The organism is Roseburia rectibacter (assembly GCF_014287515.2).
Classification (GTDB): Bacteria; Bacillota; Clostridia; order Lachnospirales; family Lachnospiraceae; genus Roseburia; species Roseburia rectibacter.
On record NZ_CP092473.1, the window covers coordinates 895,001 to 920,837 of the forward strand.

19 protein-coding genes, 13 tRNA genes and 1 rRNA gene (1 of these 33 only partly in view) are annotated in these 25,837 nt (G+C 42.5%); 31 read left to right on the forward strand and 2 right to left on the reverse strand.

The genetic code is table 11. From position 1 onward, the window contains the following. The 28 genes from H8S51_RS04245 to H8S51_RS04380 form a co-directional block, all read left to right on the forward strand. A 23S ribosomal RNA gene (locus H8S51_RS04245) occupies window positions 1-2,413 on the forward strand (it extends 480 nt beyond the left edge of the window). A gap of 112 nt (window positions 2,414-2,525) precedes the next feature. Beyond that, a tRNA-Asn gene (locus H8S51_RS04250) sits at window positions 2,526-2,598 on the forward strand. 26 nt (window positions 2,599-2,624) lie between these two features. After that, window positions 2,625-2,696: transfer RNA gene (locus H8S51_RS04255), tRNA-Glu, on the forward strand. 8 nt (window positions 2,697-2,704) lie between these two features. Next, window positions 2,705-2,778 (forward strand) — tRNA-Asp (locus tag H8S51_RS04260). A gap of 155 nt (window positions 2,779-2,933) precedes the next feature. Next, window positions 2,934-3,006 (forward strand) — tRNA-Val (locus H8S51_RS04265). Between the two features lie 22 nt (window positions 3,007-3,028). After that, window positions 3,029-3,112, forward strand: a tRNA-Leu gene (locus tag H8S51_RS04270). Window positions 3,113-3,146: 34 nt separating this feature from the next. Further along, window positions 3,147-3,220 (forward strand) — tRNA-Arg (locus H8S51_RS04275). A gap of 193 nt (window positions 3,221-3,413) precedes the next feature. Then, a complete protein-coding gene (coaBC, locus tag H8S51_RS04280) occupies window positions 3,414-4,616 on the forward strand; it encodes a bifunctional phosphopantothenoylcysteine decarboxylase/phosphopantothenate--cysteine ligase CoaBC (protein ID WP_117921039.1) in 1,203 nt (400 codons plus the stop codon). Window positions 4,617-4,737: 121 nt separating this feature from the next. After that, complete coding sequence (locus tag H8S51_RS04285) at window positions 4,738-7,029, forward strand: cyclic nucleotide-binding domain-containing protein (protein WP_117921038.1); 2,292 nt, start codon at window positions 4,738-4,740, stop codon at window positions 7,027-7,029. A 158-nt stretch (window positions 7,030-7,187) separates the two neighbouring features. Next, window positions 7,188-7,394 (forward strand): hypothetical protein, encoded by a 207-nt coding sequence (locus H8S51_RS04290; RefSeq protein ID WP_118210181.1) that lies wholly within the window; start codon window positions 7,188-7,190, stop codon window positions 7,392-7,394. Between the two features lie 101 nt (window positions 7,395-7,495). Beyond that, the gene (locus tag H8S51_RS04295) at window positions 7,496-7,801 is read left to right on the forward strand and encodes a rhodanese-like domain-containing protein (RefSeq protein WP_117921036.1); all 306 of its coding nucleotides are present in this window, start codon (window positions 7,496-7,498) and stop codon (window positions 7,799-7,801) included. Between the two features lie 65 nt (window positions 7,802-7,866). Further along, a complete protein-coding gene (locus H8S51_RS04300; RefSeq protein WP_117921035.1) occupies window positions 7,867-9,021 on the forward strand; it encodes a THUMP domain-containing class I SAM-dependent RNA methyltransferase in 1,155 nt (384 codons plus the stop codon). Window positions 9,022-9,035: 14 nt separating this feature from the next. After that, the gene (locus H8S51_RS04305) at window positions 9,036-10,739 is read left to right on the forward strand and encodes a lectin like domain-containing protein (protein ID WP_117921034.1); all 1,704 of its coding nucleotides are present in this window, start codon (window positions 9,036-9,038) and stop codon (window positions 10,737-10,739) included. A gap of 14 nt (window positions 10,740-10,753) precedes the next feature. Then, window positions 10,754-11,815, forward strand: a complete 1,062-nt coding sequence (locus H8S51_RS04310; RefSeq protein WP_117921033.1) for an N-acetylmuramoyl-L-alanine amidase family protein — start codon at window positions 10,754-10,756, stop codon at window positions 11,813-11,815. 106 nt (window positions 11,816-11,921) lie between these two features. Next, window positions 11,922-12,518, forward strand: coding sequence for an XTP/dITP diphosphatase (locus H8S51_RS04315; protein ID WP_117921032.1), 597 nt, complete (start codon window positions 11,922-11,924; stop codon window positions 12,516-12,518). A 49-nt stretch (window positions 12,519-12,567) separates the two neighbouring features. Next, a complete protein-coding gene (locus H8S51_RS04320) occupies window positions 12,568-13,047 on the forward strand; it encodes a metallophosphoesterase family protein (RefSeq protein WP_022111716.1) in 480 nt (159 codons plus the stop codon). A gap of 141 nt (window positions 13,048-13,188) precedes the next feature. Then, window positions 13,189-13,263: transfer RNA gene (locus H8S51_RS04325), tRNA-Pro, on the forward strand. 6 nt (window positions 13,264-13,269) lie between these two features. After that, a tRNA-Gly gene (locus H8S51_RS04330) sits at window positions 13,270-13,340 on the forward strand. A 91-nt stretch (window positions 13,341-13,431) separates the two neighbouring features. Beyond that, window positions 13,432-13,505, forward strand: a tRNA-Arg gene (locus H8S51_RS04335). A gap of 41 nt (window positions 13,506-13,546) precedes the next feature. Continuing rightward, a tRNA-His gene (locus tag H8S51_RS04340) sits at window positions 13,547-13,620 on the forward strand. A gap of 70 nt (window positions 13,621-13,690) precedes the next feature. Beyond that, a tRNA-Gln gene (locus tag H8S51_RS04345) sits at window positions 13,691-13,762 on the forward strand. A 17-nt stretch (window positions 13,763-13,779) separates the two neighbouring features. Beyond that, window positions 13,780-13,852, forward strand: a tRNA-Lys gene (locus tag H8S51_RS04350). A 171-nt stretch (window positions 13,853-14,023) separates the two neighbouring features. Then, window positions 14,024-14,209: a hypothetical protein gene (locus tag H8S51_RS04355; protein ID WP_241070891.1), complete on the forward strand. Its 186-nt coding sequence runs from the start codon at window positions 14,024-14,026 to the stop codon at window positions 14,207-14,209. A 485-nt stretch (window positions 14,210-14,694) separates the two neighbouring features. Further along, window positions 14,695-15,699 (forward strand): energy-coupling factor ABC transporter permease, encoded by a 1,005-nt coding sequence (locus H8S51_RS04360; RefSeq protein WP_186900105.1) that lies wholly within the window; start codon window positions 14,695-14,697, stop codon window positions 15,697-15,699. After that, window positions 15,692-16,489, forward strand: coding sequence for a cobalt ECF transporter T component CbiQ (cbiQ, locus tag H8S51_RS04365; RefSeq protein WP_117921030.1), 798 nt, complete (start codon window positions 15,692-15,694; stop codon window positions 16,487-16,489). Before H8S51_RS04360 ends, cbiQ begins: the two co-directional genes overlap by 8 nt. A 47-nt stretch (window positions 16,490-16,536) precedes the next feature. Beyond that, the gene (locus H8S51_RS04370; protein WP_117921029.1) at window positions 16,537-17,277 is read left to right on the forward strand and encodes an energy-coupling factor ABC transporter ATP-binding protein; all 741 of its coding nucleotides are present in this window, start codon (window positions 16,537-16,539) and stop codon (window positions 17,275-17,277) included. Window positions 17,278-17,401: 124 nt separating this feature from the next. Then, window positions 17,402-17,482: transfer RNA gene (locus H8S51_RS04375), tRNA-Leu, on the forward strand. Window positions 17,483-17,742: 260 nt separating this feature from the next. After that, window positions 17,743-19,521 carry a methyl-accepting chemotaxis protein gene (locus H8S51_RS04380; RefSeq protein ID WP_207724056.1) on the forward strand — a complete coding sequence of 593 codons (1,779 nt, stop codon included), beginning with the start codon at window positions 17,743-17,745 and terminating at the stop codon, window positions 19,519-19,521. A gap of 190 nt (window positions 19,522-19,711) precedes the next feature. Here the strand turns inward: H8S51_RS04380 and H8S51_RS04385 are convergent, their stop codons facing one another. Both H8S51_RS04385 and H8S51_RS04390 read right to left on the reverse strand, forming a co-directional pair. Beyond that, window positions 19,712-21,823 carry a methyl-accepting chemotaxis protein gene (locus H8S51_RS04385; RefSeq protein ID WP_186900106.1) on the reverse strand — a complete coding sequence of 704 codons (2,112 nt, stop codon included), beginning with the start codon at window positions 21,821-21,823 and terminating at the stop codon, window positions 19,712-19,714. A 134-nt stretch (window positions 21,824-21,957) separates the two neighbouring features. Next, window positions 21,958-22,248 (reverse strand): GNAT family acetyltransferase, encoded by a 291-nt coding sequence (locus H8S51_RS04390; RefSeq protein WP_117921026.1) that lies wholly within the window; start codon window positions 22,246-22,248, stop codon window positions 21,958-21,960. Between the two features lie 488 nt (window positions 22,249-22,736). Between H8S51_RS04390 and H8S51_RS04395 the strand changes: the two genes are divergently transcribed. From H8S51_RS04395 to H8S51_RS04405, 3 genes are all read left to right on the forward strand, one after another. After that, window positions 22,737-23,903: an ABC transporter substrate-binding protein gene (locus H8S51_RS04395; protein ID WP_241070892.1), complete on the forward strand. Its 1,167-nt coding sequence runs from the start codon at window positions 22,737-22,739 to the stop codon at window positions 23,901-23,903. 68 nt (window positions 23,904-23,971) lie between these two features. Then, on the forward strand, window positions 23,972-24,649 hold the full coding sequence (locus tag H8S51_RS04400) for a periplasmic substrate-binding domain-containing protein (protein ID WP_241070893.1): 678 nt from the start codon (window positions 23,972-23,974) through the stop codon (window positions 24,647-24,649). Window positions 24,650-24,845: 196 nt separating this feature from the next. Continuing rightward, the gene (locus tag H8S51_RS04405) at window positions 24,846-25,832 is read left to right on the forward strand and encodes an ABC transporter permease (RefSeq protein WP_117921023.1); all 987 of its coding nucleotides are present in this window, start codon (window positions 24,846-24,848) and stop codon (window positions 25,830-25,832) included. Window positions 25,833-25,837 lie beyond the last annotated feature (5 nt).

The following is a 25,837-nucleotide window of genomic DNA, read 5'->3' on the forward strand; positions in this document are numbered from 1 at the left end:
ATAGCGCATAGTACTGTGAAGGAAAGGTGAAAAGGACCCCGGGAGGGGAGTGAAAGAGAACCTGAAACCCTGTGTTTACAAGCTGTGGAACATCTTTATATGATGAACCGCGTACTTTTTGTAGAACGGTCCGGCGAGTTACGCGTGCCGGCAAGGTTAAGCACTTAAGGTGTGGAGCCGAAGAGAAATCGAGTCTGAACAGGGCGTTCAGTCAGCACGCGTAGACCCGAAACCGGGTGATCTACCCATGTCCAGGTTGAAGTTGCCGTAAAAGGCAATGGAGGACCGAACGCACATCCGTTGAAAAGGGTGGCGATGAGGTGTGGGTAGGGGAGAAATTCCAATCGAACCCGGAGATAGCTGGTTCTCCTCGAAATAGCTTTAGGGTTAGCCTCATTTTAGTCTTATGGAGGTAGAGCACTGAATTTCCGCGGGGGCGTCAAAGCTTACCAAAGAATATCAAACTCCGAATGCCATGTAGATGATGAATGGGAGTCAGACTGCACGAGATAAGTTGGGTGGTCAAAAGGGAAAGAGCCCAGACCTACAGCTAAGGTCCCAAAGTGCGTGTTAAGTGGAAAAGGATGTGGGATTTCAAAGACAACCAGGATGTTGGCTCAGAAGCAGCCATACATTCAAAGAGTGCGTAACAGCTCACTGGTCGAGAGGTCCTGCGCCGAAAATGTCCGGGGCTGAAACACGACACCGAAGCTTAGGAATCACATAGTGATTGGTAGAGGAGCATTCTTAAGACCGACGAAGCTGTACCGGAAGGAGCAGTGGAGGGATAAGAAGAGAGAATGCCGGAATGAGTAGCGAGAGGAAGGTGGGAATCCTTCCGGCCGAATATCTAAGGTTTCCAGAGTAAAGCTGATCTGCTCTGGGTAAGTCGGGGCCTAAGGAGAGGTCGAAAGACGTATCCGATGGACAACAGGTTTAGATTCCTGTACCACATATAAACAGAACTGTGGGGACGCATGTGGAAAGCATAAGCCGGGAATGGAAATACCGGTACAAGCGGAAGAGGTGTCAGGCTGGCAAATCCGCCTGATAAGCCAAAGACGTGATGTGTAGCGAAATAAAAGTAGCGAAGTGTGTGAGCCATGTGCCGAGAAAAGCCGCTATTGTTTTATATGTGCCCGTACCGTAAACCGACACAGGTGGATGAGGAGAGAATCCTAAGGCCGACGGAAGAAGCATTGTTAAGGAACTCGGCAAAATGACCCCGTAACTTCGGGAGAAGGGGTGCCCACTTCAGGGTGGGCCGCAGAGAATAGGCTCAAGCAACTGTTTAGCAAAAACACAGGTCTATGCGAAACCGTAAGGTGAAGTATATGGGCTGACGCCTGCCCGGTGCTGGAAGGTTAAGAGGAGAGGTTAGTCGCAAGATGAAGCTTTGAATTTAAGCCCCAGTAAACGGCGGCCGTAACTATAACGGTCCTAAGGTAGCGAAATTCCTTGTCGGGTAAGTTCCGACCCGCACGAAAGGCGTAATGATTTGAGCACTGTCTCGACAATGCATCCGGTGAAATTGAAGTACCAGTGAAGATGCTGGTTACCCGCGCCAGGACGGAAAGACCCCATGGAGCTTTACTCCAGTTTGGTACTGGGATTCGGTACTGCACGTACAGGATAGGTGGGAGACTGAGAACTTGGGACGCCAGTTTCAAGGGAGTCGCTGTTGGGATACCACCCCTGCAGTATTGGGTTTCTAACCAGCCGCTGTGATCCAGCGGTGGGACAATGCCAGGCGGGGAGTTTGACTGGGGCGGTCGCCTCCGAAAGGGTATCGGAGGCGCTCAAAGGTTCCCTCAGAATGGTCGGAAACCATTTGAAGAGTGCAAAGGCAGAAGGGAGCTTGACTGCGACACCGACGGGTGGAGCAGGTACGAAAGTAGGACTTAGTGATCCGGTGGCATAAAGTGGGATTGCCATCGCTCAACGGATAAAAGCTACCCTGGGGATAACAGGCTTATCACTCCCAAGAGTTCACATCGACGGAGTGGTTTGGCACCTCGATGTCGGCTCATCGCATCCTGGGGCTGTAGCAGGTCCCAAGGGTTGGGCTGTTCGCCCATTAAAGCGGTACGCGAGCTGGGTTCAGAACGTCGTGAGACAGTTCGGTCCCTATCCGGCGCGGGCGGAGGATATTTGAGAGGAGCTGTCCTTAGTACGAGAGGACCGGGATGGACGGACCACTGGTGTATCTGCTGTCGACCAACGGCATGGCAGAGTAGCCAAGTCCGGAAGGGATAAACGCTGAAGGCATCTAAGCGTGAAGCCCCCCTCAAGATGAGATATCCCTTCCATAAGGAAGTAAGATCCCTTGAAGAGTACAAGGTAGATAGGGCAGAGGTGGAAGCACGGTAACGTGTGGAGCTGACTGTTACTAATCGATCGAGGGCTTGACCAAATAATAGCGAACGATGTTCGCATTGGAAGTTGCTTCGCAACTTCACAGATTATGTTATTGATGGTGTTCTGTATGAAGTTTTGAAGGTACTAAGAAAATACCTTTAGATTATTCCTCGATAGCTCAGTTGGTAGAGCACGCGGCTGTTAACCGCGCTGTCGTAGGTTCGAGTCCTACTCGGGGAGTTTTTTTAATGAAAGAATAAAGATAAGGCTCCGTGGTCAAGCGGTTAAGACATCGCCCTTTCACGGCGGTAACACGGGTTCGATTCCCGTCGGAGTCATTTGATAAGGCCTAATGGCTCAGTTGGTTAGAGCGCCGCCCTGTCACGGCGGAGGTCGCGGGTTCGAGTCCCGCTTGGGTCGTTTTGCAGTGAGGAAAATGTGAGTGTGTATGCCAGTTCTACGAACTGCCATCCCGCGCTAACGCTCGGATAAAATAAAAGATTCTGAGTCTTAGCCATGCAAGCATGTCACAACTCAGAATCTTTTATTTTAACACTCACTACAAGTAATCGCGTGGGATCTTAGCTCAGCTGGGAGAGCATCTGCCTTACAAGCAGAGGGTCATAGGTTCGAGCCCTATAGGTCCCATTCAATGAGTTTATCTCATTATGCCGGCGTGGCGGAACTGGCAGACGCGCAGGACTTAAAATCCTGTTGTAGAAATACAGTACCGGTTCGATTCCGGTCGCCGGCATTGTATCTGGTTTCAGATACAATGAATTAAATATGTGTGCGTAGCTCAGCTGGATAGAGCACTTGGCTACGGACCAAGGTGTCGGGAGTTCGAATCTTCTCGCGCACGTATGTATGGAGACATGATTTATCATGTCTCCATTTTTAGGTTTAAGTACCATGGATGCGCTCTAACGATGGAGCGAAGGGCAATCAATTAAGAAAAAGAGAACGAATCAGGTGTTGCGAAATACATAAAAACAGTATAAAATATTTAAAAAAAGCATCGTATCGTAAAAGAACGAGAGCAGGAGGAAAATAGAATGCTTCAGGGAAAGACAGTACTTCTTGGCGTAACCGGCGGGATCGCGGCATATAAGATGCCAAATGTAGCACGGATGTTAAAGAAAATGCACTGTAATGTGCATGTCCTGATGACACAGAACGCGACTAACTTTATTACTGCAACGACATTTGAGACACTGACCGGCAATAAATGTCTGATCGATACCTTTGACCGTAATTTTGAATTTTCAGTGGAACATGTTGCGTTGGCAAAGCAGGCAGATCTGGTGCTTATTGCACCTGCTACTGCAAATGTGATAGGAAAGATCGCAAATGGGATTGCGGATGATATGCTGACTACGACAGTGATGGCATGTACCTGCAAAGTGTTGGTTGCACCGGCAATGAATCATAATATGTATCATAATTCAATTGTGCAGGAAAATCTGGAAAAACTGAAGCGGCATGGATACGAGATTATAGATCCGGTATGCGGTATGCTTGCAAATGGCGATACTGGTGATGGAAAACTTCCATCAGAAGAAACATTGGTTGAGTATGTTTTAAGAGAACTTGCATTTGAGAAAGATATGCAGGGATTGAAAGTACTGGTAACTGCAGGCCCGACACAGGAAGCAATCGATCCGGTTCGCTTTATATCAAACCATTCTACTGGAAAGATGGGATATGCCATAGCAAAGAATGCTATGCTTCGTGGTGCAGAAGTGACACTTGTGACCGGCAAGACTGCATTAGAGCCGCCAATGTTTGTGCAAACAGTTCCTGTGATATCTGCAAAGGATATGTATCAGGCAGTCATGGAACGCGCGAAAGAACAGGATATTATTGTAAAGGCAGCGGCAGTGGCTGATTATACGCCAGCGCATACTGCAGATGAGAAGATCAAAAAATCAGAAGGTGAGTTATCACTCGCACTGGAAAAAACAACAGATATTCTTGCAGAGCTTGGGAAGAATAAAGGTAAAACGGTTTTATGTGGATTTTCTATGGAGACAGAGCATATGTTGGAAAACTCCAGGGCAAAACGCGAAAAGAAGAATCTTGATATGATTGCTGCAAATAATTTAAAACAGCAGGGGGCCGGATTTGCCGGTGACACAAATGTGCTGACGCTGATCACAGAAAAGTGGGAAAAAGAGCTTGCGCTTATGAGTAAAGATGAAGCAGCGAAATGTCTGTTGGATGAATTGTTAAAATTAAAAATAGTAAATAGTAAATAAATTTTTAAAGAAAAATACAGTATAAGAAAAATACAGTATAAGAAAAATACAGTATAAGAAGCAGACAGGAATAAAGATTAAAAAGTGTTGCAGCATGAAATGCAGACAGGAGACAGGGTATATGGAGACAATTAAGGTACAGAAAAATCAGGTAATTGCGAAACAAAAGGAAAAAGTAAAAGCATGGTATTTAATTTTAGAAGGATCGGTCGTACAGAGAAATTCCTACGCGAGGATTGTTCTGAACAAAGAAAGTGTGATCGGTGTTTCGGAGAAAGACAGATATTTGTGTGACTATATCGCAAGAGAAGATTCTGTACTTGCAGTTTTTCCATATAATACAGCAGATGATCTGATCAATGCATTAAACGGTCAGGAGAGCATGCGTGGAACACTCCTTCGTGCTGCTTTAAAACAGCGGCAGATGCTGCTTGAGATGTATGCCGGATTTAAGAATCTGGTAAGACAGTTTCATACATTTGTGGAAACTGAATATAATGATTATACCATGCTTTGCAGTCAGATGCGTATTGACGGACAGGGTTTTCCGAGGATGGACAACTTTAAACCGCTTGATATGGTACATATGGCAGAGAACTGGGAAGTTAATAACAGTACCAGTCTTACAAAAAAAGGATATCTTGATGAATACATAAAGCTCATGCAAAAAGATGACAGCCTTTGTATCGGGGCTATTATGGAAGCCTCTTATCAGACAAGGCGTGTTATGCAGGGCATTATCGAGATGGTTGATTATCTGAAATACAATCAGGATATTTTATTATCAGAATCCGAAAACGATTTATTCCATCTTTATTTTGAGCTTGTAATACAGGCAGAAATGAATCATTATGATGTGACCCCATTAAAAGAACGTATGGATAAAATTGCGGAAGTTATCCGTAAATTAAATATTTATGATGATAAACTGGTATCCTATCGTCTGAATGAGTATAAAAATCATGATTTTACGCAGTATGCAATTGATGAGTTTGCCACACCGGGAGAAGATGATAATATTTCTGATGAGGAATGGGATGAGGAAGAAGAGTCAGAAGACTGCTTAGAACATATCTTAACTTATGCCGGATATACACCGGAGCGCATCGAAGATATGCGAAAACTGATCCAGAAGTACAGGGATCTTCCGGATATGCTTTCCACAGATGCGGAAGTATTCCAGCTTAGAAAACAGCTTTCACAGGTATTTTATGATGCGTATTATAAAGTATTTATGAATGTGATGAAAGATGATGATGAACCGACACCGATCATAGAGATGTTTTTAAATTTCGGCTTTATGGATGTACAGATGGTGGGTGAGGACAATGCCAATATCCTTTATGATCTGACAGAGCATTTAGAAGTTTGTAACTCGGATCATATTTTTACGATATTTGAGTGGTTAAAAACGATTTATAATGGTCAGAATGAGCCGTCAAAGAATGAATTTGATCTGGATTATACGGGCTATCTGGCTGAACTGAAAAAAACCGGAAAAGTAAACGAAAAACAGATGCGGGAGTATGCAAATAACCGTGAGATGAAGGTAAAATTTGAGATACAGAATATGTTTACTTCCGGAAACCGCGTTACTTATGGCAGGGTATCGACATTTTGTCCGATTTTAGGAGAGAATGACCTGATCAATTCTGTTGATAAGATGCTTGTTACAGCACAGAAGATCGAGGATGCCATGAATAAAGTGCGAAAGGTCGATTTTTCTGTATTTTACAGAGGTGTTGTATTTTCAGATCCGGATAAGGGAATCAATCGTGAAGAGATCATGAAAGAAGTACTTCCGAATATTATTCTGATGCCGAATGCAGGAACAAGAGCGATGATGTGGCAGGAGACTGCGGGTGTAAGACGTGATACACCGGCAAGATATATGTTCCCTATTTTTACAGCTGTTGATCTTGATGATATGATGGTTGAAACGACAGGACGTTACCGCTGGGAGATCTGCCGCAAAATTCAGGGTGTTCACTGGAATGATATCCGTGATAAATCCCTGACAGCAGAGTATTGTGATTATATTCAGTTTTACAAGAAGAATCATGATCTTTCGATTGAGGCAAAAGAAAAGATAAAAAGTGCACTGCTTCGTGGAAAAAATAATTACCGTGAGGTGTTTGTAAAAGATTATCAGAACTGGATCAAATATGAGTCAAAAGGAAGTTTTCGTTTAAATAAAGTTTCAAGAGAGATCCTTGTGACATATTGTCCATTTGCGAAGGAGATCAGAGAAGAGTTAAAGTCTAATCCAATGTATCAGAATGCATGGCAGAGATATGATATTTTAATGACGAAAAAAATTCAGCGCATCAATGGCGTCTATGATAAATATCAGAAGGCGGGCGGTAAGATCACAGATGAACTGAAAGATAATTTAGAATATTATATGATGTAACTGTATGTATAATTGAAAGCATTTCTTCTAATAATATTTATGCAAACCAAAGTGCATGTAACTGAAATTGTGTATGACAGAAATTGTATGCAGTTAAAAGTACATGCCATCCAAATTGCAGGAAGCAGGTGCAAAAGGGCACCGGAATGGAGGAAGAAATGGCAAAGAACGCAGACAAAACAAACAGTGGATCTAATTGCAGAAACAGTTACGAGGACAGCTATGAAAATAGCTATGGGCAGAACAGCTCAAAAAATAAGTCTTCCAACAAGGCAACAAACAGCAACGAACAGAACAGATCAACAAACAGTAACGGACAGAATAAATCCGGTCAGAATAGCACAGGTTCTAACGTATCTAAATAAGAACACAGATACCGAAAACTGCATATAATGTAAGGAAAACATTTGCAGAAGAACAGATTACAGGGCAGCGCTTTGTAATCTGTTTTTATTTCGGAGGTATTATGGCATTTTTTACGATACATCCACGCGAGATGGAACAGATCATTTTAGGTAAGCATGCTCTGGTGCTTGATGTGAGGGAGAGAGAAGTTTACCGGGAAGAACATTATAAGGGTGCATATTGCTGTCCATATGAGGAAATGAATGGATGGATGAGACGTTTTAACAGAACCAGAACATTAGTCGTTTATTGCGAATATGGTAGTACGAGCCTTTTGGCAGCAAGGCAGCTTGCAAAATGCGGTTACGAGGTGTATACAGTTGTTGGAGGAATGCGGGCGATCAGACAATATAATGGTTATGATTAACATTGACAGGGTATTTTAGAACGGATAATATAATACTAAGGTAAAAGAAACAGTAAGGAGAATTCATGAAAACATATGAACTTGTGGTACCGTGCCATTTCGGGTTAGAGGCGGTATTGAAAAGAGAGATTTATGATCTTGGTTATGAGATAGACAGAGTAGAAGACGGAAGAATCACATTTACCGGAGATGAGGAGGCAATCTGCCGGGCGAATATTTTCCTGCGCACGGCAGAACGTGTTTTAATTCAGGTAGGGCGTTTTCATGCGGAAACATTTGAAGAATTATTTCAGGGAATCAAGTCACTTCGGTGGGAAAAATATATTCCTGAAAATGGTAAGTTCTGGGTAAAAAAGGCATCTTCTATCAAAAGTAAACTGTTCAGTCCGTCTGATATTCAGTCGATCGCGAAAAAAGCAATGGTAGAGCGGTTAAAGCAGCAATATCATAAAGAGTGGTTTGCTGAGGATGGAGCACCGTATCCGGTGCGTATTTTTCTGTTAAAGGATGAAGTCATGGTAACACTTGATACATCGGGGGATTCCCTGCATAAAAGGGGATATCGTACTTTGACCAGCAAAGCACCGCTGACGGAGACACTTGCGGCGTCCTTACTGATGCTGACGCCATGGAAACCGGATCGTATCCTTGTAGATCCGTTTTGCGGAAGTGGAACATTCCCGATAGAGGCGGCAATGATCGCTGCAAATATCGCACCTGGAATGAATCGTGAATTTACAGCAGAGCAATGGACAAATATCATAGACCGTAAAGTCTGGTATGAGTGTGTGAAAGAAGCACAGGATATGGTCAATGATGATATTACCGTGGATATCCAGGGATATGACATTGACGGTGATGTGGTAAAAGCGGCGAGACAGAATGCTGTCCGTGCAGGAGTTGACCATCTGATCCATTTCCAGCAGAGACCTGTGGCAGAATTGCACCATCCGAAGAAATATGGTTTTATCGTGACAAATCCGCCATATGGAGAGCGCCTAGAAGATAAAGCGGATCTGCCGGAATTATACAGTCAGATCGGGGAGGCATACCGGAGATTGGATGCATGGTCGATGTATCTGATCACCAGTTATGAGGACACAGAGCGTTACATAGGGCGGAAGGCGGATAAAAACCGTAAGATTTATAACGGAATGTTAAAGACGTACTTTTATCAGTTTATGGGACCAAAACCGCCAAAACGTGATAATTTTCATTAAGGAGATTCTGATTCATGCATTATTCGAAAAGATTTATTGCCTTTGGTGGAATCGTGGCGATTGCTTTTTTGATAAAATATAATATACCCGGTGGAGAATATGAGCAGATCGGCAGTTTCCGGGGAGCAAGTTTAGAAGCAGAAACCTGGAATCCGCTGATCGCGTCAAGTGTGAATGATAATCTGCTGTCTGTGATCATTGACAATAAACAGTATACCAATGAAAAATATAAATTTTATATGGATGATAATTTAGACATTATGATGCCTGTTTCCATTCTGCGGGATGCGTTAAACTGCAGTGCACACATTTATGATGGGGACAGGCTGGTTGTGGAAAAACATTCCAGTGATATTTCCTTTTCACTGGATCAGGGAACTGCTACTGTGAATGGTGATATTGAAAAGATCACATCTCCGTTTACCATGATAGAGAACGAGTATTATGTCAGTCTCAATGATCTGTCACAATATATGGATTATACATATAGCTGGGATATGCAGGAAAATGAGGCACAGGCTGTAGATAATTCGGATGCATCGATCGTGCCGACCAGTTATGATCTAAGGGACAGAAAACGGACAGCGGAAGTGCGTAATCAGGGAAGTTATGGAACCTGTTGGTCATTTGCAGCATTAGGAGCACTTGAATCATCGCTGCTGCCGGAGGAGAGCGCACAGTATTCAGTGGATCATATGACACTGTGTAATGGATTTAATATGACTCAGAATGATGGTGGCGAATATACCATGGGAATGGCATATCTTGCAGCATGGAAGGGACCTGTTTATGAAAAGGATGATCCTTATGGAGATGACCAGACGGATGAGAATCTTACGGCAGTAAAGCATGTGCAGGAAATGCAGATCATCGAGAGCAAGGATTACGAAAAAATAAAAGAAGCTGTATTTAAGTATGGTGGAGTGCAGACATCCATTTATAATGCACTGCGAAGCTCACAGTCTTCCTCTCCATATTATAATAAAAGTACGAATGCCTACTGCTATATTGGTACGGAAAAGCCAAACCATGATGTTGTGATCGTCGGATGGGATGATTCTTACTCAAAGGATAATTTTAATACAGATCTTGAAGGTGATGGAGCTTTTATCTGTCAGAACAGCTGGGGCGATAATTTTGGAGAAAACGGGTTTTTTTATATCTCTTATTATGATACAAACATTGGAACACATAATGTTGTTTATACGGATATAGAAAATACAGATAATTATGATCATATTTATCAGAGTGATCTGTGCGGCTGGGTTGGTCAGCTTGGTTACAATAAAGACAGTATCTATGGGGCAAATGTTTTTACTGCAGAGGGAAATGAAACCTTAAAGGCAGCATCTTTTTATGCAACTGGAAAAGATTCGCAGTATGAATTATATGTTGTGCGTCAGTTTGCGGATGAATCGTCTTTGGAGAAGATGATCCCGGTTGCATCCGGTAAGCTGGGAAATGCAGGTTATTATACCGTTGACTTTAATCAGGGGATTGAAGTGGATGCGGGGGAGCGTTATGCAGTTGTTTTGCATATTATTACCCCTGGATCTGTACATCCGATGGCAATTGAGTATGCTGCGGATGAGGCGACTGAAAATGTAGACTTAGATGATGGAGAGAGTTATATCAGTGTAAATGGTTCGAAATGGGTGAGTGTTGATACCGTAGAAAAATCGAATCTTTGTATCAAGGCATTCAGCGATAATCGATAGAAAGCAGTTATTACATGGAAGATAAAGTATTAAAATTTGCGGCAGCAGTTGTTGTGGTACTTACGGCAGCAGTCTGCATTGGACTTCCTTTTTTTCCCCAGATCCATACATGGGCTGTGGAAACGAGGGAAGAACGCTTAGCAGAGCAGGAATATGCGGAAAACCAGACAGAGATGAAAGATCTTGAAATTGTTGCTGCAGATACATCAGAACAGGTTCATGGCGGACAGTTGCAGTTGAAATTGCCGGAAGATGTAACAGGATCTGATATCCAATTTACAAATGATTATGTGACACAGACGATAAGGATCAGTATTCCGGGGACAGACCGCTCTTATTTTGAAAATGGACCGATCACAGGAAGCAGTAATCACATTGCGACACTCTCCTATTCCAGTAAGGGAGAGGATGGTGTGATAGAGATCGTAATGGATCGTGTGTACGAATTAAAAACAGAATATGACAATGCATATTATTATTTTGACTTTTTGACACCACAGGAAGTGTATGATAAAGTAGTCGTAATCGATGCGGGACACGGAGGACGTGCACCGGGAGCAAACAAGCAGGGAGTCAATGAAAAAGAAATTGACCTTGATATCGTGCTCCAGTTAAAAAAGATACTTGATGAAGATGATCACAATATTGGTGTTTATTACACCAGAACAGATGACAGCAACCCTACTTTTGATCAGAGGGTGCAGCTTGCAAATAAGTCGGATGCCGATCTTTTTATCAGTGTACATAACAACTCCACAAACAGTGGAAGAATGTCCTCTGCACATGGTACGGCAGTCATGTATAATGAATCTGATGCGAGTGAACTTGGAAGCAAACGTTTTGCGCAGATCTGTTTAGAGGAAGTGACAGGACAGCTTAATAGCAGAAACCGGGGGCTTGTTGAGGGAGACAGTATCTATATCATAAGGACAAGTGAAGTTCCGGTTGCGCTGATTGAAGTTGGTTTTATGACGAATCAGGAGGAGCTTGATCTGCTGCGTTCGGAGGATTATCAGAAGGAAGCAGCACTTGGCATTTATCATGCAATACTGCGTGCATTTGAAGAAGGCTATTAGTGTGAAAAATGCATTTTTCACATGCAAGATTTGTGATTACGCACAAACTTGAGATGCGCTTGAGGGCAGCGCAGGAATAGAGATTAGTGTGAAATGGAGAAGTGATATGAACAGAATTATTTTTGCAACCGGAAATGCCGGTAAAATGAAAGAAATCAGAGAAATTTTAGGGGATATGGATGCAGAGATCCTTTCAATGAAAGAAGCCGGAATTAAGGCAGATATTGTAGAGGACGGAACAACGTTTGAGGAAAATGCCAAAATCAAGGCACAGACAGTTGCACAGTTTACCAAAGATATCGTTCTTGCAGATGATTCCGGACTTGAAGTGGATTATCTGAACAAGGAACCGGGAGTGTATTCTGCCCGCTATATGGGGGAAAATACGTCTTATACGATCAAAAATCAGGCTATTTTAGACAGATTAAAGGGTGTGCCGAAGGAAAAACGTACAGCACGGTTTGTCTGCGCTATTGCGGCTGCAATGCCAAATGGAGATGTGCTTGTTACGAGAGAAACGATTGAAGGATATATCGGAGAAAAGCCGGCAGGAAGTAATGGGTTTGGATATGATCCGATTTTTTACGTGGACGAGTTCGGGTGTTCTACGGCAGAACTTACGGAAGAACAGAAAAATCAGATCAGTCACAGGGGTAAGGCATTGCGTGCCATGAAGGAAAAACTGAATCAGTATGGAATCTGATGTATAAAGAATGGGGATTGGAAATACATAGGATGGGGCAGGTAGCCTTATGAGAGTACTGGTTATTAGCGATACACATAAAAAACATGAAAATTTAAAAGTTGTTTTAGAGAGAGTTTCCCCGGTGGATCTTGTGATCCATCTTGGAGATGCAGAAGGATATGAGGATTATATAGGGGAACTCTGCGGCTGTCCGCTTGAAATCGTTGCGGGGAATAATGATTTTTTCTCTTCTTTGCCGCGTGAAAAGGAGATCATGGTAGGAAATTACCGTGTGTTTATGACACATGGGCATTATTACTATGTCGGTTCCGGGATTGAGGATTTAAAGCGCGAGGCTTTAGCGCGTGGAGCGGATGTTGCAATGTTCGGACATACCCATATTCCGCTGATCGAATATGGTGACGGGATTGTTGTCATGAATCCCGGTAGTATTTCCTATCCGCGACAGGAGGGAAAGCGCCCTTCGTATATTCTGATGGACATAGATAAAAAAGGTGTGGCGCACTATGAAATAGAGTATTTATAAGAAAAATAAATTTTTTTGAAAAAATATAAAAAAAAGTGTTGACATTTATGTTTGAGTCCTATATAATAACTCTTGCGTCACGGATGAGACGGAAAAGACAAGCACTTAAGAAACTTGCTTTTCAATATTAAAAGTTCATATCGGGGTGTGGCTCAGCTTGGCTAGAGCGCCTGGTTTGGGACCAGGAGGTCGCAGGTTCGAATCCTGTCACCCCGATTGTGTGCGGGTGTAGTTCAATGGTAGAACACCAGCCTTCCAAGCTGGATACGTGGGTTCGATTCCCATCACCCGCTTTCCATTTGCAAATTATTATGGAAAGCATAATATATGGCAACATGTTTGCTTGTGAAGCGGGCAATCAGTTGCAGGGCAGATGTGATAAATGTGTTCGTAGCTCAGCTGGATAGAGCAACGGCCTTCTAAGCCGTGGGTCGGGGGTTCGAATCCCTTCGAGCACATTTCCTTATTTTAATAAGGTGTCAGGCTTTATAGCCGTATGGTGGGTATAGCGCAGTTGGTTAGCGCGCCAGATTGTGGCTCTGGAGGCCCAGGGTTCGAATCCCTGTATCCACCTTTGTTGCGACTAGTGCAACAGGTCTGAAATATGACAATGTCTTTAAGATGTTGGTCTTATATTTCTTGTTGGGCTATCGCCAAGCGGTAAGGCACTGGATTTTGATTCCAGCATTCGCAGGTTCGAATCCTGCTAGCCCAGCTTATAATAAAATATATGGGATATTAGCTCAGTTGGTAGAGCACTTGACTTTTAATCAAGTTGTCCGGGGTTCGAATCCCCGATGTCTCATTAGATTGGAAATAGCGGAAAACCAGTAAAATCAAGGCTTTCCGCCATTTTTTTACAATTTTTGAAGTGACAAAAAGTAATCAAAAGTTGATAGTTTTATGTCCGCATCGTGTCCGCAAGATCAGAGCGCCAAAACATTATTCTAAAGTCATTTCAGAAAGGTAGTAATAAATGAATCAGTTTTCATCAGATAAACCACAAATATTTACTCCACCCGCATTTGAAGATTTTCGCGGGTATCTGACCTTGGAAGATAATACACTGATGCAGTGGTGCGTGGATCAGGATTTTTGCGGGGAGGCAGCATGTGCTGTGCGGTACGATGATCCGAATCTTATATGGAAGGGCAGCGAATGACCAGAGGGTAAATATATCATTTCGAAAAAAGATGAAAATGCTATGTGGCTGAAAGAACTGCTTTAAGACAGGTGTATGTAGCAAACAAGTAGATTTCTACTGTATAGGAATTGATATTCAGATAGATAAAAGAAAAATACCCCGGTCAGAGACCGGGGTAAATTAATTAACAACCGAGGTTAAAATATTTGCAGATAGCATTAAATAACTCGGAACAGCTATTGAAATTAAAACACATAGTTTCGTCCTCCTTATTCTTATTTTATTGATTGCGGTCATCTTGCAATCTTTTTGTATCGGCCGATTACATAAAGAATTGTAACAATTATGTAACATTTTCGCAATAGGAGTATTATGGAAGTAATGGAAAGGATTAGTGTATGTGTCAAAAGCGGAAAAAGTAGAAAGATCTGTGACAAAAGGCTTGTGGTATGACCAGATTTTTGCTAATATGTTCAAAGATAAATGAAAGGCGGTATTTTAATATGCATATGGCAGATGCGCTTGTTGCGCCGGCGGTTGCGACAACAATGTATCTTTGCTCAGCAGCAGCGGGCGGATATTCAGTAAGACAGGTAAGGGCGTTAGATGAGCCTAAGAAAGTTCCAGTTATGGGAGTTATGGGAGCTTTTGTTTTTGCAACCCAGATGATCAATTTTACAATTCCGGGAACAGGATCTTCCGGACATTTGTGCGGAGGAATGCTGCTTTCTGCATTACTTGGACCTTACGCAGGATTTCTTACCATGATAGGGGTTCTTTTGATACAGTGTCTGTTGTTTGCGGATGGCGGACTTTTAGCGCTTGGCTGTAATATATGGAATATGGCATTCTATGGATGTTTTATAGGAGCATTGCTGATCTGGAAGCCAATGATGCGTCGGGGAGCATCCAAAAAGAAGATTATTGCAGCATCTGTGCTGGGGTGTGTACTGACATTGCAGATGGGAGCATTTTCTGTTACATTAGAGACACTTGTTTCCGGTATTACGGAGCTTCCGTTTGGGACATTTGTGGCAGTGATGCAGCCGATCCATCTTGCAATCGGTCTGGTCGAGGGATTGATCACGGCAGCAGTGCTTTGCTTTGTATATGAGGCAAGACCGGAGCTGCTCTGGGGTACAGATGAAAGTACACAGAAACAGACATCACGTTTTTCTTTGAAAAAGACAGTGACGATTCTCGCAGTTTTAACTGTTTTGATCGGTGGCGGACTTTCTCTGTTTGCTTCAGCATATCCGGACGGACTGGAATGGTCTATGGAAAAGGTTGCAGGAACCACAGAGTTAGATGCAAAAGGAACAGCATATAAGACGGCAGCAGAGATTCAGGAGCATACAGCGCTGCTTCCGGATTATGCATTTAAAAACAATGAGGGCATGGCAGGAACATCGTTTTCCGGTGTAGCTGGTGCAGCAGTGGTTGTAGTTGTATGTATCGGAGGCTGTTATCTATTTAAATTTTTTGGAAAGAATCAAAAGCATGAGTAAAATTCAAAGGGCAGTTTCTGAGATTAAAAGTATCGAGGAACTGGCAAATGAAGACAGGTGGGTGAACCAGGTTCACCCTCTTGTAAAATTATGTGTGACAATTTTGTATATAGGGACAGTTGTTTCTTTTTCTAAGTATAACCTGAGTGGACTGCTTGTGATGGCAGTTTATCCGGTTATTCTTTTTATTATGAATGAAATTTCTGTAAAGGATGCGTTATGGCGGATGCGTGTTGTGCTGCCGCTTGTCTGTGTGGCAGGTATATTTAATCCTTTTTTTGACAGGCAGATCGTAATGAATGTGGGACAGATTGAAATTAGTGGTGGAGTGATTTCAATGCTGACCTTGATGATAAAAGGAGTTTTTGCGGTTCTGGCATCGTATCTTCTGATTGCGACAACAACGATCGAAAAAATCTGCTTCGCACTTGAGATATGTCGTCTGCCAAAAGTCATTGTGATGCAGGTATGGCTGATTTACCGGTATATTTCTGTATTGCTGGCAGAAACACAGCGGGTGGTGCAGGCATATGAACTTAGGGCACCGGGACAGAAAGGCATTCATTTTAAGGTGTGGGGATCTCTGATGGGACAGATGCTGATCCGAAGCATGGACAGGGCAGAGTTGATTTATGAAAGTATGTGTCTGCGCGGGTTTCAGGGAATATTTGGACTGAAAAAAGAGATACGGTTTTGTATGAAAGACGCAGTGTATCTTGTTTTATGGATCGCGGTGTTTACTATATTGCGATGTTTTGCGGTTGGACAACTGGTGGGAACTTTGTTTTAGATGGTAAAGAGAAACTGTTTTGTGACAGATGAAAGAGAGAGGAAAATATGGGACAGATTAATATAGAGGTAACGCATCTGAATTTTTCCTATGAAAAAGAAAATCCTATTTTGAAAGATATATCATTTGCAGCGGATGGGCAGGCGTCGATTGGCGTTGTCGGTGCAAACGGGGCAGGAAAGTCAACACTTTTAAAATTACTTGTCGGTTTGTATTCTCCGGATTCAGGCAGCATCAGTATCGGGAATGTACCGTTACAAAAAGAGACATTAGCTCAGATTAGAAAAATGGCTGGATATGTGTTTCAGGATTCTGAAAATCAGCTTTTTATGCCGAATGTATATGAGGATGTGGCATTTGCACCACAGAATTATGGTCTGTCAGAAGATGAGGTTGCATACAGGACAAAAATGGCACTTGCCGAGGTACACATTGAACATCTTGCGAATAAACCGATCCATAAACTGTCAGGAGGAGAGAAAAAGTTAGCGGCAATCGCAACCATCCTTTCCATGAAACCGGATATTATACTGATGGATGAACCGTCGGCGGCACTTGATCCGAAAAACCGCAGAAATCTGATCCGGGTATTGAATGAGTTTTCCTATCTGAAAATCGTGGCCTCACATGATCTGGATTTTGTATGGGATACCTGTGACAGAACGATTTTACTGTCGGAGGGCAGAATTGTGTGTGATGGGGCAACAAAGGAGATTTTAAGCGACAGGGAGTTGTTAGAGGCACATGGACTGGAGCTGCCATTGTCTTTGTATCGAAGATGTATTTAAAATGGCTGTAATCGCTACTCGCACAGTATGTGTGAACAGTAGCCGTTTCTGATTTAGAGGGAGAAATGTGAGGAAAAAATGCTTGCAATTTTGCGAGTGCTAATATATAATGGCAAAGTGGTTTGCGGGTGTGGCGGAATTGGCAGACGCGCTAGATTTAGGTTCTAGTGTCCCCGACGTGCAGGTTCAAGTCCTGTCACCCGCATGAATAAAAAATAGCCGGAAAGCTAAGATTTTGCAGTAAAATCAAGGCTTTCCGGCTATTGTTTTGTTCTGAAACAAGTCAATAATATGGAAAATGTAAAAGAAATTACAAAATTTATAATAAATTTAAAAAATATTGAGATAAATTGTGCAATATGGTAAAATAATAGAAAGGAATTTTCAAAAATCTGTATAGAAAAATCTATATACATCATATTTGTGAACTCCGATATTACAGCAGGGAAGCGGGAGGAAAGATTTATGAACAATGTAAAAGTACAGACAAAGCTGGCAATCGTAATGTTAGCGACGATAGTGGCACTGGTATTGTGTGCCGTTATTTCATCGGAGAGCATGAAGCAGCTCCAGAGCAAAGCATTAGAGACGATGGAAGCAGATGAGCGGGAGTCTTATGATGAACAGATTAAACAGCAGGTAGATAATGTGGTCTCACTTTGTCAGACGATTTATGATCAGTATCAGGCTGGTGTGTATACCGAGGAAGAAGCTAAGAAGTTAGCGGCAGATGAGATCAGACAGCTTCGTTATGGAGATGGCGGATATTTCTGGGTTGACCAGTATGACGGAACTAATGTGGTGCTTTTAGGAAATGATACAGAAGGCACCAACCGTATGGAGACGAAAGATGCCAATGGATATCAGATGGTTAAAGAGATCATCCGTGTCGGACAGGAGGCAGATGGAGGATATACAGATTATGTATTCCCGAAAGAAGGCGAGACTGAACCTTCTCCGAAACGTTCCTACAGTAAAGCATTTGAACCGTTTGAATGGGTGATTGGAACCGGTAATTACACAGACTATATCGATGATAAGGTTGCATCCATTGAAAAAGATTTTACTTCATATGTAACAAACAAACGTACCACGTTTATCATTTCAACAATAATAGAAGGAGCGGTAGTAGTATTTCTTCTTATATTGATCATTTTAAGCATTATTAAACCACTGAAGAAGTGTATCAGTTCCATCGGAGTCATGGAACAGGGTGATTTTTCACAGGCACTTGGAACTGCACTGTTAAAACGCCGTGATGATTTTGGAAAGCTGGCAGGTTCCATTGAGTCTATGAGGACAGAGATGAACGGACTGATCGGCGAGGTTAAGAGCCAGGCGACAGAGATCACCGGAATGGTACAGGAGATTGATACCAACATCCAGGCATTGGATGAGGAGATTGAGAATGTTTCCGCTACTACGGAAGAACTTGCAGCAGGTATGCAGGAGACAGCTGCTTCCTCCGAAGAGATCAATGCGATGTCCCATGAAATCGAGAGCGCTGCAAAGAGCATTGCAACACGTTCACAGGACGGGGCTATGGAGGCAGATGATATCCGAGACCGTGCTGTCAGTATTAAAAAGACCACAACCGAAAATGATAAACGTACCAAGGCAATCCATGCGGAAATCAATGAGGGACTGACAAAAGCACTTGAAGATATCAAAGTTGTCGATCAGATTGGCGTTCTTGCGGAATCAATTATGGAGATTACCGGACAGACAAACCTGTTAGCACTCAATGCATCCATTGAGGCCGCACGTGCGGGAGAGGCAGGAAAAGGCTTTGCAGTTGTTGCAGATGAGATCCGGGTACTTGCAGAGCAGTCAAAGGCAGCAGTCGTACATATCCAGGATGTAACAAAGAATGTGGTTGAATCTGTAACGAATCTGGCAGATGGAGCGAAAAAGTTACTTGAGTTTGTCGGAACAGATGTGGTGGACAGTTTTGCAGGATTCTCTGACATGGCAGATTCTTACAGTAATGATGCAGGTAGTATTGATGGACTGGTAACTGATTTTTCGGCATCTTCAGAGCAGCTTTTAGCATCGATCAACGGAGTTATGGATGCGATCGGTGAAGTAAGTAAGGCAGCAACGGAGGGTGCAACCGGTACCAATGATATCGCTGAAAAAACAGGTGTTGTGGTTGAGAAGGCAGCTGAGATCAAAGAAAAAGCAGAGGCAGCGCATGCAGCAGCGGACAGACTGCAGAAGAATGTAGAGCATTTTATTGTATAGAATAAGTGAATGCAGGCAAATCAAATAAATGAGTAAACATGTCTGCACGATGATTAACAAATAGCGGTCAGATCATATGAAAAACAGCGGATAACAACAAGAAAAGAAGTTGTTATCCGCTGTTTTATAATGTATTTTGCAGCGTGTTTGCGTGGTTATGCTGATAGCAAAGAGAATGCAGGTTATATAATTATTCTCCCTGATAATTACTGCGTACATACTGCTCGATCGCTGTATTATCCTCCGGCATACGGCAGCCAACGATAAAGACGCTTTCATTATCCGTGCTGCGGATGATATGTCCTTCTAACTCGCGGGCACTTGCTACAGGAAGATCCGGGATCGATAAGGTAATGTCGGAACCGATCGCACTGGCAAAGAAATTATCGCGGACGCTGAAAGCAAAGCCGCCTGCACTGATATTGATCATCTGACCGTTATATTGTCTGCCGGTCTGTGTTACCGTGATCGTACATTTGTTGGAGAGCGGCATACGCGGATATTTACGACGGTTGATAACCTTCGGGTTGGTTGCAACAGTAATCTTATAAATATCAGATGCCTGACCGTGCATTGTGGAAATATCGGCATTTTCCCAGATATACAGTGCATTTGTGACGGAAATCTGCAGCTCGTAAGTAAAGTTTTTATTTTTAATTTCAATCGAATGACCGGAAGGAACATGCAGACGTGCTGTAATTCCACCGTCTAGGGATGCTGTTACCTCACCGTGAGCAGTAAATGATGAACTGCCATTTTTGGCGATCAGGACGACTTTCATGCCAGGTTTGGCATCACCGATTCCCATGAAACCGCCGGTACCGAGTTCACCCATCAGTTTTCCGACAATCGTTTCGATTTTATTTACGTTGACGGCGGATTCCTCGTATTTACTCAACATGGTGCGTGAAACGTCATCTGACTGGTTGATGCACTTGGTCATGACATCCATGGTGTCGCAGACCTGTTTCATGTTGTCAACCATATCCTGATTGGAAGACTCCACATCTTTCATGGCACCGTCGATTACTTTGATATTTTCACCGAGAGTCGTCGAATCTTTGGTAATACTGGCAACACTGTCTTTTACGAGTGTGAGTTTTTCACGTGTTGTCTGGATCAGGTCAAGCGTCTGCGTGATGGACTGTGTCATCTTTCCAGAGGTCTCATCTAAATGAGTCAACGCATCACGGATGCGGCCGGAAGAATTTTTCGTCTCTACGCTGAGTCCCTGAATCTGGTCAGCTACAACGGCAAATCCTTTTCCGGCAGCACCGGCCCGGGCGGCTTCTATGGAGGCGTTTAAGGCGAGGAGATTTGTCTGGAAAGTAATGCCTTCGATCGTTCCGGTCTCTTCTTTTACCATATCAAAATCCTGTTTGAAATTCTCTAAAACCTGTTCGACCTGTGAGGACAGATCTGCCATTGTGTTGGTGGTAGACACAACGTCGGCAAGTTCTTCGGCACTTAAATTTGCGTGCTCGATGGATTCCTGGATCAGATTTACCATTTCTGCGATCAGGGATGCTACATTCTCGACCTGTGTGTTGATATCGGAAGTCTTATCCATGGAGGACATTGTTTTGTTATAGAGAATATCGTTATTCTGGGTCAGTTCTTCCATGCTTTTTACAACGGAATCAGCCCCCTGTTTGTTTTCATCAGCAAGTTCACGGACTACGGTAACACCGTCTACAATGGAACTGCTAGCGCCTTTGACCTGCCCTACTGTGGTCACCACGCGGTTTAGGTTGTCTTTAATAGAGTTGACAAGTGCTCCGTCGGACTGGTTTAGATGATCGATGGAAACGACGTAGCAGATATAGCAGAGCAATATCGTGGAGATCTGAAGGTAATAATCATTTGTGGAAATATTTGGGTTTATGCCATATATATTATGTAAAATAAGATGAACAATTACAATGATCTCGTTGGCGATACCGCACCGGATCATATATTTACGATCTTTAAAGAGAATCAGCATACTTGTAAGCGGCAGAATATAGCCAAACGCGATTGCAGAATCGGTGGTGAGAATTACATAAGTGTAAAATGCACCGTAACCGACAGCAACAACTTCCTTATATATAGAGGAAGCCTTTCCGTTGATCTTTAATACGAGAATACCAATAAAAAATGGAAACCATGCCATAAGAAGAAAGGTAATATAATATCTGGCTGAGTGAAGTCCCTGGGAAGTTTCTGAACCATACGAAAGAGTCATGATGGCGATTAAGATCAGCCAGATCGTGCGAGCCTTTGAGTTTGATTTTGCTTTGAAATATGATTCGTTATACTCCATAAAATTCTCCATTCCTGCGATAAAAATTTACATGCGGAATATAAATATATCGCACTCATTTTTCATATGTAAATTAGGACTAAAGTAATATCGTTAATCAGATTTTAAGTTTATATGTGGGTGCTGTCAATCCTTTAAAGCAATAAAGTCTGAAAATGGTCTTTACTTTTTTCCCAACTGGTATTAAGCCACTCGACAACTTTTATTTTTCCATCTTCTGTAAAAGGAAATGTGGCAGAAGTTTTTAAGGAATCGTCTGTGGTGGCAAAATTATAAGGTCCCGGCCAGTAAATAGCACGGAAAACATCGGTATCGGATTCTTCATCGTGTTCTTTTTGGATCAGATAACGCATGCCTTTGTAGCTGCCGGTAAATTTTTCTTTTTTGTAGAAGTTGAGATTCAGGATATCTTCCGGTGTGATCATGGTGGTGTCTCCTTATATATAGAAGTTCGTGATGTTGTAAAATCTGTTTCAATTATAACAGGTGTAAAATGAGATGGAAAGAAGCAAAATTACATTATAATATAGACGAAATAGAGAAAAATGAAATCTTTAGCGAAATGTAAATATTCCCAATAATTAAAATAATGAAAGAAAATTCATACATTTAGGAAGGCTCTTGAATGATAATGCAAAAGAAGGGAAAATACTGGGAAAAGCGTTATATTTATACATGCCTGAAAATGAGAAAAAGTATTGACAAAAAACGGCTTGCATGTATAATAAAAAAAGTATTGTTCGTCGGGAACATACAGTTGTATGTTTTTAAAGTGCAATGGGCAAAGGAGTCTGTTGGCACTTTTTTTTGCTTATACAAAAATATTTTAGCACAATAACGTGCTACAACAATAATGTTATAAAGACGCCATGGCGTTTTTATATAGAACAATTTTCTATAAGGAGGAACTATTATGAAAAAGAAACTGATTTCTCTTTTTCTGATCGGTGCCATGACTACCGGAATGGTAGCAGGATGCGGTTCAGGAAACAGCAATGCTGATGCGGGAAACAACGCTTCTTCTGACAACGCTGCTGTAGAGGGTACAGAGGCAGCTGCAGACGGCACAGAGAGTACTTTTAACGGTACTTACAGCAACAAACAGGTAATCTTAGGCGAGAGTTCTGAGACAAGTGGAGATATCACTCCATTCTGGGCAAACGGTGCTTCTGATTACGACGCATTCAAATTAGTTACAGGTATGGCTCCAATCGACAGAGACCAGACAGGTAAATGGATCGAGAACCCGGCTGTTCTTGATAATCTGGAAGTAACAGATAACGAGGACGGAAGCAGAACTTACACAGTTAAGATCAAAGACGGCTTAAAGTTCAGCGATGGTTCTGATGTAAATGCAGACGACTACTTATTAACATACATGTTAAGATGTGACGAGATGATCACTGATCTCGAAGCCAGCAACTTAACAGACAGTACTGTTCAGTATGTAAAAGGTTATGACGCATATTCAAACGGCGAGACAGATACATTCGAAGGACTTCATCTGATCGATGACAAGACTTTCTCTGTAACCATCGACGCACAGTATATGCCATACTACTATGGACAGGCTTTGATCTCTAACCAGCCGGAGTCTATGGACTTATGGTTACCGGAAGATGTTACTTTAGAGGATACAGAGAATGGTGTGAAATTCTCTGACAACTTTACTTCTGAGTACATCGGAGATAAAGTACAGGCTGCAAGATATGACTACAATATCTGCTCCGGTCCTTACATGTTCACATCTTATGATGAGAACTCTTATGCATACACACTGACAAAGAACCCGAATTTCCCAGGTAACTTCGAGGGACAGACAGCAAATATCGAAACTGTTATCGTAAAATATACACCACAGGATACTATGATGGATCAGTTAAAGACCGGTGCTGTTGATATCTTATACCAGGTAGCGGACGGTGATCAGATCGAGCAGGGTCTTGACATGGTAGAAGAGGGTAACTTCAATTACTTAAGCTATGGCCGCGCAGGTTATGGAATGATTTCTCTCAAATGTAACCAGGGACCGACCCAGTTCAAAGAAGTACGTCATGCAATGGCTTACTTGACCGTGTAACATTTGCACAGACATTCACAGGCGGACATGGTACTGTTGTAAGCGGACCTTATGGTACACAGCAGTGGATGGCTGAGGAATATGCAGAAGAATTAGACGGATTAAACTCTTACACATACAGCCTTGACTCTGCAATCAAAGAGTTAGAGGACGGCGGCTGGGTATACAACGAAGATGGTTCTGATTACTCAGGTTCCGGAATCCGTTACAAGAAATTAGACGATGGTACTTACATGCCATTAGTAATCGAGTGGTTCTCTTCTGAGAATAACTCTGTATCTGACCTGCTTGTAACTTCCTTACAGCAGAACCCGGATGTAGAAGCAGCAGGTATGAAGATCAACCAGACTGTTGGTACTTTCACAGACTTACTGACATATTACTATGACAGCTCCAAAGAGAACCCATATCAGATGTTCAACTTAGCAAGTGGTTTCGGTAACCCTTACGATGTTGCATATCAGTATGAGCCAGGTTCATCTAACAACACCAATGCATTAGAGGGTGAAGAAGGTCAGAAACTGTATGATCTTGCAATCACTATGAACCATACAGAAGAAGGTGATGATGAGGCATATGCAAAAGCATGGTTCGATTTCATCGCTGACTGGAATGATGAGCTTCCTGAGATTCCGCTGTACTCCAATGATTACCATGATTTCTTCACATCAAAGCTTCATGACTTTGAAGAAGATGGATACAACTGGGATGTAACAAACGCAATTCTGTATGCAAACATGGAGTAATCTGTTTTATAGAATCATATTCTATTCCATGTGAAATTTTACCGGTATGTGGCGTGGGGCATAAGTCCCGCGCCCGTGCGGTATATATTCCGGCAAATTCTTTGATCGTTTCTTTAGGAATGAGATCAAAGGGGCATGTCAGGATTTTGTTCCTAAGGAAACGAAGAAGAAAAATCAAATGAAGGTTGGTTAAATTATGTTAAAGTACGTTGGGAAAAGAATTTTATATATGATAGGGGTATTCTTTGTAGTATCCATTATCCTTTTTGTACTGTTTAATAACGTACCTGGTGACCGTGCTCTTAATCAGGTGCAGAACTTAAGAGGTAAAGTCTCCGACGAGACATTTCAGCTCCGCTATCAGGAAGCAAGAGAAAAATTAGGATTAGATGATCCGATTCCGGTCCGTTATGTAAAATGGATGGGAAATTTATTAAAAGGTGACCTTGGATATTCTTCCTTCTACAAAAAAGATGTGAAAGACTGTCTCTCGACACCACTGTTAAATACAATACAGATCAATATCGTATCAACGATACTCGCGTTAGCGATCACAATACCGCTCGGTATTCACTGTGCGGTCAAGAAATTTTCTAAATTTGACAATACGGTACAGGTGCTGACAATTGTCGGCTACAGTATGCCTCAATATATAATTGCTCTGGTATTTATTTTCATATTTGCCGTAAAGCTCGGCTGGTTCCCGATCAGTGGTATGAATACGCCGAACTTCCAGGGAACCGGAATGGCATTCGTGCTTGACCGTCTCCATTATCTGGCACTTCCGGTCATCGTTATGACGGTTGCAGCTTTGGGAAGCATGACACGTTATGTCCGTGCAGCAATGATCGATGCACTCCGTATGGATTATATCCGTACTGCAAGAGCAAAAGGTTTAAAGGAAAAAGTCGTTATTTATTCCCATGCATGGAGAAATGCACTTCTTCCGGTTATCACACTGATCATCAGCTGGTTCATGAGTATTTTCATGGGATCTATCGTTATTGAACAGATTTTCCAGTTGAACGGTATCGGTAAAATGTATTATGTCGGACTTATGAATCAGGATTACGATATGGCACTTGCAGTAAATATGCTCTACTGTATCATCACACTGCTCAGCAACCTGATCACAGACTTAAGCTATGGTCTGGTAGATCCGCGTGTACGTATTGATAAGTAGGAGGA

What these genes read in the sequence shown, in the direction of transcription:
- coaBC (WP_117921039.1), top strand. Translation starts at nt 3,414, where the DNA reads ATGCTTCAGGGAAAGACAGTACTTCTTGGCGTAACCGGCGGGATCGCG.
- H8S51_RS04285 (WP_117921038.1), top strand. Translation starts at nt 4,738, where the DNA reads ATGGAGACAATTAAGGTACAGAAAAATCAGGTAATTGCGAAACAAAAG.
- H8S51_RS04290 (WP_118210181.1), top strand. Translation starts at nt 7,188, where the DNA reads ATGGCAAAGAACGCAGACAAAACAAACAGTGGATCTAATTGCAGAAAC.
- H8S51_RS04295 (WP_117921036.1), top strand. Translation starts at nt 7,496, where the DNA reads ATGGCATTTTTTACGATACATCCACGCGAGATGGAACAGATCATTTTA.
- H8S51_RS04300 (WP_117921035.1), top strand. Translation starts at nt 7,867, where the DNA reads ATGAAAACATATGAACTTGTGGTACCGTGCCATTTCGGGTTAGAGGCG.
- H8S51_RS04305 (WP_117921034.1), top strand. Translation starts at nt 9,036, where the DNA reads ATGCATTATTCGAAAAGATTTATTGCCTTTGGTGGAATCGTGGCGATT.
- H8S51_RS04310 (WP_117921033.1), top strand. Translation starts at nt 10,754, where the DNA reads ATGGAAGATAAAGTATTAAAATTTGCGGCAGCAGTTGTTGTGGTACTT.
- H8S51_RS04315 (WP_117921032.1), top strand. Translation starts at nt 11,922, where the DNA reads ATGAACAGAATTATTTTTGCAACCGGAAATGCCGGTAAAATGAAAGAA.
- H8S51_RS04320 (WP_022111716.1), top strand. Translation starts at nt 12,568, where the DNA reads ATGAGAGTACTGGTTATTAGCGATACACATAAAAAACATGAAAATTTA.
- H8S51_RS04355 (WP_241070891.1), top strand. Translation starts at nt 14,024, where the DNA reads ATGAATCAGTTTTCATCAGATAAACCACAAATATTTACTCCACCCGCA.
- H8S51_RS04360 (WP_186900105.1), top strand. Translation starts at nt 14,695, where the DNA reads ATGCATATGGCAGATGCGCTTGTTGCGCCGGCGGTTGCGACAACAATG.
- cbiQ (WP_117921030.1), top strand. Translation starts at nt 15,692, where the DNA reads ATGAGTAAAATTCAAAGGGCAGTTTCTGAGATTAAAAGTATCGAGGAA.
- H8S51_RS04370 (WP_117921029.1), top strand. Translation starts at nt 16,537, where the DNA reads ATGGGACAGATTAATATAGAGGTAACGCATCTGAATTTTTCCTATGAA.
- H8S51_RS04380 (WP_207724056.1), top strand. Translation starts at nt 17,743, where the DNA reads ATGAACAATGTAAAAGTACAGACAAAGCTGGCAATCGTAATGTTAGCG.
- H8S51_RS04385 (WP_186900106.1), bottom strand. Translation starts at nt 21,823, where the DNA reads ATGGAGTATAACGAATCATATTTCAAAGCAAAATCAAACTCAAAGGCT.
- H8S51_RS04390 (WP_117921026.1), bottom strand. Translation starts at nt 22,248, where the DNA reads ATGATCACACCGGAAGATATCCTGAATCTCAACTTCTACAAAAAAGAA.
- H8S51_RS04395 (WP_241070892.1), top strand. Translation starts at nt 22,737, where the DNA reads ATGAAAAAGAAACTGATTTCTCTTTTTCTGATCGGTGCCATGACTACC.
- H8S51_RS04400 (WP_241070893.1), top strand. Translation starts at nt 23,972, where the DNA reads ATGGCTGAGGAATATGCAGAAGAATTAGACGGATTAAACTCTTACACA.
- H8S51_RS04405 (WP_117921023.1), top strand. Translation starts at nt 24,846, where the DNA reads ATGTTAAAGTACGTTGGGAAAAGAATTTTATATATGATAGGGGTATTC.